10 protein-coding genes are annotated in these 12623 nt (G+C 62.4%); 1 reads left to right on the top strand and 9 read right to left on the bottom strand.

All coding sequences use genetic code 11. The annotated features are described in order from the left end of the window. The first annotated feature begins 116 nt into the window (after positions 1 to 116). The gene (locus LC298_RS04315) at positions 117 to 347 is read left to right on the top strand and encodes a hypothetical protein (RefSeq protein WP_131564328.1); all 231 of its coding nucleotides are present in this window, start codon (positions 117 to 119) and stop codon (positions 345 to 347) included. A gap of 96 nt (positions 348 to 443) precedes the next feature. On the opposite strand, the gene lpdA is transcribed toward LC298_RS04315, so the two are convergent. The 9 genes from lpdA to zapE all read right to left on the bottom strand — a co-directional run bounded on the left by lpdA (position 444) and on the right by zapE (position 12612). After that, a complete protein-coding gene (gene lpdA / locus LC298_RS04310) occupies positions 444 to 1856 on the bottom strand; it encodes a dihydrolipoyl dehydrogenase (protein ID WP_131564330.1) in 1413 nt (470 codons plus the stop codon). Then, positions 1853 to 2863 (bottom strand): hypothetical protein, encoded by a 1011-nt coding sequence (locus tag LC298_RS04305; RefSeq protein WP_131564332.1) that lies wholly within the window; start codon positions 2861 to 2863, stop codon positions 1853 to 1855. The genes lpdA and LC298_RS04305 overlap by 4 nt, the downstream gene beginning before the upstream one ends. A 140-nt stretch (positions 2864 to 3003) precedes the next feature. Continuing rightward, positions 3004 to 4275, bottom strand: a complete 1272-nt coding sequence (odhB, locus tag LC298_RS04300) for a 2-oxoglutarate dehydrogenase complex dihydrolipoyllysine-residue succinyltransferase (RefSeq protein ID WP_131564334.1) — start codon at positions 4273 to 4275, stop codon at positions 3004 to 3006. Between the two features lie 43 nt (positions 4276 to 4318). Continuing rightward, positions 4319 to 7306 (bottom strand): 2-oxoglutarate dehydrogenase E1 component, encoded by a 2988-nt coding sequence (locus LC298_RS04295; RefSeq protein WP_131564336.1) that lies wholly within the window; start codon positions 7304 to 7306, stop codon positions 4319 to 4321. Between the two features lie 137 nt (positions 7307 to 7443). Further along, positions 7444 to 8364 (bottom strand): succinate--CoA ligase subunit alpha, encoded by a 921-nt coding sequence (gene sucD, locus LC298_RS04290; RefSeq protein ID WP_131564338.1) that lies wholly within the window; start codon positions 8362 to 8364, stop codon positions 7444 to 7446. Positions 8365 to 8369: 5 nt separating this feature from the next. Then, a complete protein-coding gene (gene sucC, locus LC298_RS04285; protein WP_131564340.1) occupies positions 8370 to 9566 on the bottom strand; it encodes an ADP-forming succinate--CoA ligase subunit beta in 1197 nt (398 codons plus the stop codon). A 204-nt stretch (positions 9567 to 9770) separates the two neighbouring features. Continuing rightward, positions 9771 to 10733, bottom strand: coding sequence for a malate dehydrogenase (mdh, locus tag LC298_RS04280; RefSeq protein WP_131564342.1), 963 nt, complete (start codon positions 10731 to 10733; stop codon positions 9771 to 9773). Positions 10734 to 11033: 300 nt separating this feature from the next. Further along, positions 11034 to 11420: a VOC family protein gene (locus tag LC298_RS04275; protein WP_131564344.1), complete on the bottom strand. Its 387-nt coding sequence runs from the start codon at positions 11418 to 11420 to the stop codon at positions 11034 to 11036. 37 nt (positions 11421 to 11457) lie between these two features. Further along, on the bottom strand, positions 11458 to 12612 hold the full coding sequence (zapE, locus tag LC298_RS04270; protein ID WP_131564347.1) for a cell division protein ZapE: 1155 nt from the start codon (positions 12610 to 12612) through the stop codon (positions 11458 to 11460). Positions 12613 to 12623: the final 11 nt, after the last annotated feature.

Raw genomic sequence — 12623 nt, 5'->3', positions numbered from 1 at the left:
CGCCAGTCCATGGGGGATCACGGCGCCGAGCCCCGTTTTCCAGGAAAATTTTCTGGTGGAACCCGACGACACCTCTTCACGTTCTCCAGCCATCGTCAATCGAAGGAGCCGGGAAGATGGCCAATCACGATCACGAAACACGCGAAACCACGGTTGTGACTTCCAGTGGCGGCGGCGCCGGCTGGTTCGTCGCCATCTTGTTGGTACTCGTTCTCGCCTTCGGCGCGTGGTACCTTTTCAGCGCCGGGACGTTCTCAGGCGGCGACAGTGTCAACGTCACGATAGATGCCCCGGACGCTCCCGCTCCCGAAGCACCTGCGCCGGAAGCGCCCGCACCGGCAAACTAAGCTCTTCGGCTTAACCGGCCTGGTTCGTACCAGCACTCCCTGATCGCAAAAAGGGTGATCCGGGAGTGCCGTATCGCTCTCGGGATCTCTGGCAAATCAGATGTGAATGGCCTTGCCGAACGCGGTCGCCAGCGCCGCTTCACGCACGGCCTCCGACATGGTCGGGTGGGCGTGACAGGTCCGCGCCAGATCTTCGGATGAGCCGCTGAACTCCATCAACACGGCCGATTCATGGATCAGGTCGCCGGCGCCTTTGCCGACGATGTGAACGCCGAGCACCCGGTCCGTATTCTTGTCAGAGAGAATCTTCACGAAACCATCCGTCGCCAGCATAGCGCGGGCACGCCCGTTCGCCGTGAATGGGAACTTGCCCACGGTGTATTCGACGCCGTCCGCCTTGAGTTCTTCCTCGGTCTTGCCGACGGACGCGACTTCCGGCTCGGTGTAGACGACGTTGGGAATCACGTTGTAGTTCACGTGGCCGTGCTGGCCTGCGAGAATTTCCGCCACCGCCATTCCCTCGTCTTCCGCCTTGTGCGCGAGCATCGGACCCCTCACAACATCGCCGATGGCATAGATTCCGGTGACCGAAGTCTGCCAGTGCTCGTTGATCTCCACCCGGCCGCGATTGTCCAGGACGACACCCGCCCGCTCGAGGCCGAGACCCTCGGTGTACGGCTTGCGCCCGGTCGCCACCAGCACGACGTCGGCGGTAAGCGACTCGGTGTTGCCCCCCTTCACGGGCTCGAAAGTAACCTCGCCGCCCTTCGCCGACTTCTTCACGCCGGTTACCTTGGCCCCCAGCTTGAACTCGATGCCCTGCTTGGCGAGCATGCGTTGGAACTGTTTTGAAACGTCTTTGTCCATGCCGCCGAGAATGGTGTCTAGATACTCAACGACGGTGACATTCGCGCCCAGCCGCTTCCAGACCGAACCGAGTTCGAGCCCTATCACGCCGCCCCCGACGACGATCATGTGCTCGGGAACCTTCTCCAGTTCGAGCGCGCCGGTCGAAGACACGACGGTCTTCTCGTCGAACTCGACGTCGACACCCGGAATCCCGGCGACATCAGAGCCGCTTGCAATGACGATGTACTTCGCCTCGATTTCTTCCGTCTTGCCATCGCCGTCGTTGACAGAGAGCTTGCCTTCGCCGAGTACCTTGCCAGCACCATGCAGAACGTCGATCTTGTTCTTCTTCATCAGGAACGCCACGCCATCGACATTCGATTTTACCGTCTCGTCCTTGTGCGCCAACATGGCCTTTAGGTCGAGCTTAGGCTTGCCAACCTTCACGCCCAGCGCGGGCAGGTTGTGCTCAGCTTCGTGGAAGATCTCGGAGGCGTACAGAAGCGCCTTGGAGGGAATGCAGCCGATGTTGAGGCAGGTTCCGCCGAGCGTCGCGCGCTTTTCCACAATCGCCGTCTTGAGGCCCAACTGGGCGCATTTAATCGCGCACACATAGCCGCCGGGTCCCGAGCCGATCACGACAACATCGTATTTACTCATGAGGTTTCCTGACTTTCCCCTGTGGTTTCGTTCTGATTTTGCCTTGTGGCCGCTGAACGGCGGGACCCCGCGCCGCCAGCCGATGCGATTGATATGACGAGAACTATCATACCTTCAACGAGCAATGATACGCCGATGCCGAAGATCGTGGAGATGCCGACCAGAGCATGCTGCAGTTCGATCTCGGAGGTAGGCTTTCGCCAGTAGACCACGACGCTGTCGTCGGCGCTGCCGCCGCGCGGGCCCAGATGCGCATCGACGAAGGCGCGCCGCACGCCCACCGGGCGGACAAGCGCGTTCTGTTCGTTGACGAACTGGAAGCCCGGCTCCTCGTGCACAAAGACGTTTATGTCGCGCGCGCCTTCATTGATCAGCGCGACGCGGCGAGATCCCTGCTGCCAGCGGTCTTCGACGCCAGATAGCGTCACGGCGGCAAGCGCAGCGGCTTCTGACGGCGCGTCGGGCTTGCGGTAGGCAAAATTGAGCTTTCCACCATCGCCAGCCTCGAGCGCCATGTGCGGCGCGCTGCGTGCGGGTATTTTCCCGACGCCGGGAAAATCATCTTCGAAACGATACGAACTGAAATCTCCGGTGATCGTCATAGCGACGTGTTCACATGTCTCGGGAATTCCACGCCCCAGACCCACGCCGGGCGCGCGCGAGGCGGGAAGGGCCAGGACGGGAACCGTATCGCCGCCGCCGAGCATCGGAAACCTGTTCGGACCGCCGAGAAAATCCACCAGCAACCGGTAGCGGCTGGCGGAGCCCTCGGACTCGGGCACGACATAGACTGACGGCGTGCCGCAGTCGCCCTCGATATCCGAGACCGAAAAGGCCAGCACGGCGCCGTCGTCAATACTCAAGAGCGCATCGATACGGGATCTGGCCCAAAACGAGATCGCTGCACCGGCGACGATCATCACAAGAAGGATGGCGGTCGTGCGCTTGAGATGGCGGGCGGCGGCGCCGATCCACCTGCGCAATGAACTGAGCGCTATGATGGCCATGGGCTGTGGCTTCCCGGGTCACGCGACCCGTCCCGCCGCGGGCTGAGCGTCGTCGACCGCGTGGCCGAAACCGGACCGCTACCCACATTCATGGTGGCACTGGCGCACATGGCACATGCCTTCGTCCCTTCCGGACGGCCCTAGAGATCTAGAACGAGCCGTTCCGGATCCTCAAGGCTTTCCTTGACGCGCACGAGGAATGTGACGGCCTCCTTACCGTCGACGACCCGGTGATCATAGGAAAGCGCCAGATACATCATCGGACGGATCACGACTTGGCCACCAATCGCCATCGGGCGTTCCTGGATCTTGTGCATACCGAGGATGCCCGATTGTGGCGCGTTAAGGATCGGGGAGGACATCAGCGAGCCATAGACACCGCCGTTCGATACCGTGAACGTGCCGCCCTGCATGTCGGCCATGGCGAGCTTGCCATCGCGCGCAGCCTTGCCCAGACGTCCGATTTCCTTCTCAATCTCGGCAATGCTCATGCGGTCCGCGTCCCGCACAACGGGAACCACGAGACCCTTATCGGTGCCGACGGCCACACCTATATGGCAAAAGTGCTTGTATACCAAGTCGGTGCCATCAATCTCGGCGTTGACCGCGGGGATTTCTTCTAGCGCGCGGCAAACCGCCTTGGTGAAAAAGCCCATAAAGCCGAGTTTCACCCCGTGCTTCTTCTCGAACAGTTCCTTGTACTTCTTGCGAAGCTCCATCACCGCGGTCATGTCCACCTCGTTGTAGGTGGTCAGCATGGCGGCGGTGTTCTGGGCGTCCTTCAGGCGCCGCGCGATGGTCTGGCGCAGCTTGGTCATGCGCACGCGTTCCTCGCGGTCCTGATCCTGTTCGGCGACGGGCGCACGGGCGGCTTTCGGCGCCTCGGCCGGCGACGAGGCGGCGCCCGACGAAAGCGCCGCGAGAACGTCGCCCTTGAGCACCTGGCCGCGTTTTCCGGACCCGGAGACCTGCTCGCTCCGGATGTTGTTTTCCGACAGCATCTTGGCCGCCGAGGGGGCGGGCGGAACGGCATTGCGCGCCTCTTCCATCGCCTTGGTGTCGACCTCGGAGGCGGACGGTCCCGGTTCGGCCGTCTTCGGCATGTCTGATTTCGGGTCGGCAGGCTTGGTCTGCTCCCCCTTGCCGTTGTCGCTCGCGCCGGCAGAACCGCCTTCGCCTTCGTTCAGCATGCCGAGAAGGCCATCAACCTCGACGGTATCGCCTTCATTGGCGACGATCTCGCCGAGCGTTCCGGCAGCAGGTGCCGGAACTTCGAGCGTGACCTTGTCGGTCTCGAGTTCGACCAGGGTCTCGCCGTCGCTGACGCTGTCCCCAACCTTCTTGAACCATTGGCCGATCGTCGCTTCAGTGACTGATTCGCCGAGTGTCGGTACGCGAATTTCTTTTGCCATGTTTCAGTCTTCCAACCTGTTCAGCCGTGGAAATGCGGGATGATCATGAAAGCGCGTCGTCGAGAAACGCCGCGAGTTGTTCCTTGTGCTTCGACATCAGGCCGGTCGCCGGCGAAGCCGCCGCCGCGCGGCCGGTATAGCGGACGCGCTGATGCTTGGCGTTGATATGCGCGAGCACCCACTCAAGATAGGGGTCGATGAACGCCCATGCACCCATGTTCTTGGGTTCTTCCTGGCACCAGACCATCCCGGCATTCTTGAACCGCGACAATTCGGTGATCAGAGCCTTCGCCGGGAACGGATAGAGCTGTTCCAGCCGCAGCAGGTAGACATCGTTGATGCCGCGCTTCTCGCGCTCCTCGTAGAGATCGTAATAGACCTTGCCCGTGCACATCACCACGCGGCGGATCTTGGAATCCGTGACGAGCTTGATCGCCTCGTCCTTGCGGTACTCCGCGTCGTCCCACAGCAGCCGGTGGAAAGCGCTTTCGCCCGACATCTCGTTCAGCGTCGAAACCGCGCGCTTGTGGCGCAACAGCGATTTTGGCGTCATCAGGATCAGCGGTTTGCGGAAATCGCGAGTCAGCTGGCGCCTGAGGATGTGGAAATAGTTCGCCGGCGTCGAGCAATAGGCAACCTGCATGTTGTCCTCGGCGCACATCTGGAGGAAGCGCTCGAGGCGCGCGGACGAGTGCTCCGGACCCTGGCCCTCATAGCCATGCGGCAGCAGGCAGACGAGGCCGCTCATGCGCAGCCATTTGCGCTCGCCCGACGAGATGAACTGGTCAAAGACCACTTGTGCGCCGTTGGCGAAATCGCCGAACTGGGCTTCCCAGAGCGTTAGGCCGTTCGGCTCCGCAAGCGAGTAGCCGTATTCGAACCCGAGGACGGCTTCCTCGGACAGCATCGAGTTGATGACCTCGTAGCGGCCCTGCCCCTTGCCGATATTGTTGAGCGGAACGTAGCGTTCCTCGGTCTTCTGATCGTACAGGACGGAGTGCCGCTGGGAGAAGGTGCCGCGCTCGCAATCCTGACCGGACAGCCGGACGCCGTAGCCTTCCTGGACGAGTGATCCGAACGCCAGCGCCTCGGCCGTCGCCCAGTCGATTCCTTCTCCGGTCTCGATCATCTTGGCGCGGTTGTCCATGAAACGCTTGACTGTCTTGTGGGCGTTGTAACCCTCGGGCACGACCGTCAGCTTCTTGCCGACTTCCTTCAGCAACTTCATCGATACGGCGGTCTTTCCGGGCCTCCGCTCGTCCTGGTTGTCAGCCTTGGAAAGACCCGACCACTTGCCGTCCAGCCAGTCGGCCTTGTTCGGCTTGTAGGAATCGCCAGCCTCGAACTCGACCTCGAGATGCTCGCGCCAATCGGACTTCATCTTCTCGTATTCGTCGATCGTGACCAGGCCCTCGCTAATCAGCTGGTCCGAGTAGATCTGCGCGGTCGAACGGTGGGCGCGGATCTTCTTGTACATGATCGGTTGGGTAAATGCCGGCTCGTCGCCCTCATTGTGACCGAACCGGCGGTAGCAGAACATGTCGATCACGACCGGCTTGTGGAACAGCATCCGGAATTCGGTCGCCACCTTGGCGGCGTAGACGACCGCTTCGGGATCGTCGCCGTTGCAGTGGAAGATCGGCGCCTCGATCATCTTCGCGACATCCGACGGATAGGGCGAGGAACGCGAGAAACGCGGATTGGTGGTGAAGCCGATCTGGTTGTTGATGATGACGTGCAGGGTGCCGCCGACACGATGGCCGCGCAGCGCCGACAGGCCGAGACATTCCGCAACGACGCCCTGGCCGGCGAAGGCGGCATCGCCGTGGATCAGCAGCGGCAGAACCTTGGCGCGGTCCTCGAGGGGGACGATCTCCGGGCGCTGCGTTCCTCCGGCATACTGGTCCTGCTTCGCGCGGGCCTTGCCCATGACCACCGGGTCGACGATTTCCAGATGCGACGGATTGGCCGTCAGCGACAGGTGAACGTTGTTGCCGTCGAATTCGCGATCGGCGGATGCGCCGAGGTGGTACTTCACGTCGCCCGAGCCCTCGACGTCGTCCGGCGCGAAGGAGCCGCCCTTGAACTCGTGGAAAATGGCGCGGTGCGGCTTCGACATCACCTGGCTGAGCACGTTGAGACGTCCGCGGTGGGCCATGCCCAGCACCACGTCTTTAAGGCCCATCGCACCGCCGCGCTTGAGGATTTGCTCCAGCGCCGGAATCAGCGATTCGCCGCCGTCGAGTCCGAAGCGCTTCGTTCCCTTGTACTTGACGTCGATGAACTGCTCGAAGCCCTCGGCTTCCACCAGCTTCTGGAGGATCGCCTTCTTGCCGTTGGCGGTGAAAGCCACACCCTTGTCCGGACCCTCGATGCGCTGCTGGATCCAGGCCTTTTCCTCCGGATTGGAGATGTGCATGAACTCGACGCCGATCGTCGAGCAATAGGTCCGCTTGAGGATGTCGAGCATCTCCGGGATGGTCGCGTATTCCAGCCCGAGCACGTTGTCGATGAAGATCTGCCGGTCGTAATCGGCTTCAGTGAAGCCGTAGGTAGAGGGGTGAAGCTCGTTGTAATCCTCCTTCGGGCCGGCAAGCCCGAGAGGATCGAGATTGGCGTGCAGATGGCCGCGCATGCGGTAGGCGCGGATCATCATGATGGCGCGAACCGAATCGCGCTGGGCCCGCAGCACGTCCTGGCCGGATGCAGGCGCGCCCGCCTTGGCTGCCTTCTCCTTCAGCTTCGCACCGATATGGTCCTCGACTTCGGCCCAGTTGCCGTCGAGCGCCGAGGTAAGTTCGCCGTTCGGGATCAGCGGCCAGTTGTCACGCTCCCAGGAAGGGCCCTTGGCGTTCTTGCGGACGTCGTCAGGCTCGTCCTTCAGATCGCCGAAGAATTCCCGCCACTCGTCCGGCACCGATGCCGGATCGTCCTGATAGTTCGCGTAGAGCTCCTCGATATAGTGGGCATTGCCGCCATAGAGGAACGAGGTCGCGAGAAAGATGTCGTTCAAATCATCGGTGCGTGCCATCTGCGTCACCTTGCCTGGACCGATAGTCCGTCCTTGGGTTGTTGCGCCCTTTGGGCGTCCGTGTTTCCGAGACGGTCTGCGCCGCCTTTTCCCGCTTTATGGCCGGGGGCGAACGTGCCGCCCCCCGCCTGAATTTGTCAGCCCTTGAGGACTTCGGCCAGCGTCTTGCCGAGCTGGGCCGGCGACGGGGAAACGCGGATGCCCGCATCCTCCATCGCCGCGATCTTGTCGTCCGCGCCGCCCTTGCCGCCGGAAATCACCGCCCCGGCATGGCCCATCGTGCGACCGGGAGGCGCTGTGCGCCCGGCGATGAAGCCGACGATCGGCTTCGAACGGCCCTTCTTGGCCTCGTCCTTGAGGAACTGCGCGGCGTCTTCCTCGGCCGAGCCGCCGATCTCGCCGATCATGATCATCGACCTGGTCTCGTCGTCGGCGAGGAACATCTCGAGGACATCGATAAACTCGGTGCCCTTGACCGGATCGCCGCCGATGCCGACCGCCGTCGTCTGCCCGAGACCCTCATTGGTTGTCTGGAAGACCGCCTCGTAGGTCAGCGTGCCGGAACGCGACAGGATGCCGACATTGCCCTTCTTGAAAATCGAGCCCGGCATGATGCCGATCTTGCACTCCTCGGGCGTCAGGACGCCCGGGCAGTTCGGGCCGATCAGGCGGGATTTCGACTTTTCCAGCCGCGCCTTGACCTTGACCATGTCCATCACCGGAATGCCCTCGGTGATGCAGACGATCAGCGGGATCTCGGCGTCGATAGCCTCGATGATCGCCGCGCCTGCGCCCGCCGGCGGAACGTAGATCACCGACGCGTTGGCGCCGGTCGCTTCCTTGGCCTCGCCGACGGCGGCGAAGATCGGCAATTCCTTGCCGGTCGCTTCGCCCGCGCCTTCTCCGGCCGTCCAGGTTTCGCCGCCCTTCTTCGGGTGGATGCCTGCGACCATCCGGGTGCCGTGATAGGCAAGCGCCTGTTCGGTGTGAAAGGTGCCGGTCTTGCCGGTCAGGCCCTGGACGAGAACCTTGGTATCTTTGTTTACAAGAATGGACATGAAACTCAGTTCCCCTCGACCGCTTTGACGATCTTCTGCGCCGCGTCGTCGAGGTCGTCGGCGGCGATCACGTTGAGTTCGGATTCGTTGATGATCTGCTTGCCCTTCTCGACATTGGTGCCTTCGAGGCGAACGACCAGCGGCACCTTGAGGCCGACCTCCTTGACCGCCGCGACGACACCCTCGGCGATCACGTCGCAACGCATGATTCCGCCGAAGATGTTGACGAGGATGCCTTTGACGTTCGGGTCGGCGGTGATGATCTTGAAGGCCGCGGTGACCTTCTCCTTCGATGCGCCGCCGCCGACATCGAGGAAGTTCGCCGGCTCCTTGCCGTAGAGCTTGATGATGTCCATCGTCGCCATGGCGAGGCCGGCGCCGTTGACCATGCAGCCGATGTCGCCGTCGAGGGCGACATAGGCGAGATCGTGCTTCGACGCCTCGATTTCCTTTTCGTCCTCCTCCGACTTGTCGCGCAGCGCCATGATGTCGTCGTGGCGGAACAGCGCGTTGCCGTCGAACGACACCTTGGCATCGAGCACGCGCAGATGACCGTCCTTCATGACGATCAGCGGGTTGATCTCGAGCAGGCTCATATCCTTCTCGGTGAACGCCTTGTAGAGGATCGGGAACAGCTTCAGCCCGTCCTTGGCGGCGGCCTTGGTCAGCTTCAGTGCCCTGTTGAGCTTCTTGGAGTCGGCATCGGTGACGCCCTTTTCAGGATCGATCGGCAGCGTGACGATCTTATCCGGGGTTTCCTCGGCGACCGCCTCGATGTCCATGCCGCCCTCCGTCGAAACGACGAAGGCCGGACGCCCGACGGTGCGGTCGACGAGGATCGACAGGTACAGTTCGCGGTCGATGTCCGCCCCGTCCTCGATATAGAGCCGGTTGACCTGCTTGCCGGCGGGGCCGGTCTGTTTGGTGACGAGGGTGTTGCCGAGCATTTCCCGGGCGTTCTCGACCACTTCCTCCACGGAATTCGCCAGCCGGACGCCGCCCTTGGCGTCGTCGCCCAGTTCCTTGAACTTGCCCTTGCCCCGGCCGCCCGCATGGATCTGGCTTTTGACGACATAGAGCGGTCCGGGCAGCTTCTTCGCCCATTCCTCGGCTTGTTCGGCAGAGTAGACCGCGACGCCCCCGGCGACGGGCGCGCCGTAGGAGTGCAGCAGCCGCTTGGCCTGGTATTCATGGATGTTCATGGCAATTGCCTCTGTTGATCTTCAAGCGTTCGTTCTCCTTCCGGGGGAGCGCCCGGAAGGCCCTATGCAAAACTCTCTTTCGCGCCGATCGCCGCCACGCGCCCCTCGATGGTGTCATGGATCGAGTTGAAAGGGCCGCTGGAACAATCTCCCCGCGACCGGTCATTCTGGCGCTTGCTGCCACGCGGATGCTCTCCCGGGCCCTTAGTTCAGGTTTGGCGCGATGCCGCGGCAGGCTTCGCAAAGCCCGGCGACGGCCTCGACCGACTTGTCGAACATCTTCTGTTCGGTCTTGTTGAGGTCGATCTCGATGATACGCTCGACCCCGCCGGCGCCGATCACCGTGGGCACACCGACATACATGTCCTTGACGCCGTACTGGCCGTCCAGATGCGCGGCGCAGGGCAGCACGCGCTTCTTGTCCTTCAGGTAGGCTTCCGCCATCGACACCGCCGACGCGGCCGGGGCGTAATAGGCCGATCCGCTCTTCAGCAGGCCGACGATTTCTGCGCCGCCGTCGCGGGTGCGCTGGATGATCTCCTCCAGGCGGTCCTTCGACAGCCAGCCCATCTTGATCAGATCCGGCAATGGAATGCCGGCCACCGTCGAGTAGCGCGCCAGCGGCACCATGGTGTCGCCATGGCCGCCGAGCACGAATGCCGTGACGTCCTCCACGGAGACGTCGAACTCGTCGGCGAGGAAATGGCGGAAACGCGAGGAGTCGAGCACGCCGGCCATGCCCACCACCTTGTTCTTCGACAGGCCGGAGAACTGCTGCAGCGCCCAGACCATGGCGTCGAGCGGATTGGTGATGCAGATGACGAAGGCGTCGGTCGCGTATTTCTTGATGCCCGCTCCGACCTGCTCCATCACCTTGAGGTTGATGCCGAGAAGATCGTCCCGGCTCATTCCCGGCTTGCGCGGCACCCCGGCGGTGACGATGCAGACATCAGCTCCCTTGATGGCCTCGTAGGAATTGGCGCCCGTGAAGGTCGCGTCGAACCCGTCGACCGGCGCGGATTGCGCGATATCGAGGCCCTTGCCCTGCGGAATGCCCTCGGCGATGTCGAACATGACGACATCGCCAAGCTCCTTCAGTCCGATCATGTGGGCAAGGGTTCCGCCGATCATGCCGGAACCGATGAGTGCAATCTTGTTGCGTGCCATATTGGGATGTTTCCGTTCAGATAAAATTGCGAACTGCGTGCAGCTTCCTTAAAGGAACGCCGTGAAATCTCGGCGCTTGGACGTGGCCTACCCGCGTTGAAAAATCAACTGAAAATTTTGTAATCAATATTTTCAATCGGTTAGACTATTTGGGTCTTACGTAAACGTAAGAATTTGCAATCGAAATTGCGGCTTTTCGATGATCGAGCGACCGCGCGGCATCATCCGTCAGGAGCTCGAACGCCTTGTCGACCGGTCTCAACTCCACGCCTGCCGCACCCTCCTCGTTGCCGCCGCTCCTCAGGCGGGCTGGATCAGATCCCATTTGTTGCCGAACGGATCGCGGAACACCGCGACCTTGCCGTAGGCTTCCTGCCGCGGATCCTCCAGAAACGCCACGCCCGCCGCAGCATATCTGGCGCAGTCGCGGTCAAAGTCATCGGTCTGGAGAAAAAACGACACCCTGCCGCCGGTCTGGTTGCCGATCGCATTGCGCTGTTCGTCAGTGTCGGCGCGTGCAAGCAGCAGAGCCGCGCCGGAGGGACCAGGCGCGACGCGAACCCAGCGCTTGCCGTCCGGAAGGGCCGTGTCTTCCAGCAGTTCGAACCCGAGCGCGCCGCAATAGAACCCTATCGCCTCGTCGTAATCCGGCACGACGAGAGTGGCGGTGGCGATGTGCCGGGTCACGAGATCTACCCGCTCCGCGCGCCGGCGGCGTCCGCGCTCATGCGGCTCGACCGCACTGCGCGGCCCAGGCCTCGGACCGCATTTCGACAAGCCGGGAAACCGTGCGCTCGAATTCGAACGCCTCGGTGCCCGAATCCGCCTGGTAGAGTTCGTGGGGCTCGGCCGCGGCCGAGACGACCAGACGGACGCAATTGTCGTAAAGCGTGTCGACGAGATTGATGAAGCGCTTGACCTCGTTGCGCTGACCGTCGCGGATCACCGGCACGTCCTCGACGAAGACCGTATGGAACGCACGCGCGATCGCGAGATAGTCGCGGCTGCCGAGAGGCTGCTCGCAGAGTTCGGCGAAGGTGAAGCGCGCGGCCCCCTTGGCCGCTTCGCGGACGGCGATCTCCCTGCCCTTGACCTCGATCACGTCGCCGCCGCCGCCGGTGCCGCCGGTGAGGAGATACCAGGCCTCGTCCATCGCCATCTCGGCGGCGCCGCCGAGCGGCGTCACGTAGAGGCGGGTGTTCGACAGTTTGTCGAGCCGGTAGTCGCGTTCGGCGTCGAGACTGACGACATCGACATGCTTCTTCAGGGTCTCGACGAAGGGCAGGAAAAGGCCCCGGTTGAGACCGTCCTTGTAGAGATCCTCGGGCAAGACATTGGAAGTCGCGACCAGAATCACTCCTTGTGAGAACAGCGCATCGAAAAGCCGCGAGAGGATCATCGCGTCGGCGATGTCGGTCACCGAAAACTCGTCGAAGCACAGCACGCGGGCTTCGGCTGCAATCGCGCGGGCGACAGGCGGAATCGGATCGTCGCCCTTTTCCCTGCCATTCTTCAGGTCGCTGCGATAGGCGCCGATCCGGTCATGAACATCGGCCATGAAGTCATGAAAATGGGCGCGGCGTTTCCTCTGCGCCGGACAGGCCCGGTAGAAGAAGTCCATCAACATGGTCTTGCCGCGACCCACGCCACCCTGGACATAGAGTCCTTTGACCGCATCGGGCTTCGGCGCGCGCTTGGCAAACAGCCAGCCGAGCGAACTCGATTTTGATGCCAGCCTGAGCGAGCCGATTTTCTCGTTCAATGCGTCGAAACGGCTGGCCAGCGCGGCCTGGGCGGTGTCCGGCTCAAGTTTCCCCTCCGCCACGAGATCGTCATAGCGCACCCGGACGGAATCGCCCGGAAAGAGCTTGTCAGGCATGAGGGAAGCGG

The sequence above is a fragment of the Oricola cellulosilytica genome, assembly GCF_019966575.1.
GTDB classification, from domain to species: Bacteria; Pseudomonadota; Alphaproteobacteria; order Rhizobiales; family Rhizobiaceae; genus Oricola; species Oricola cellulosilytica.
This window is presented reverse-complemented; position numbering and strand designations above follow the sequence as displayed.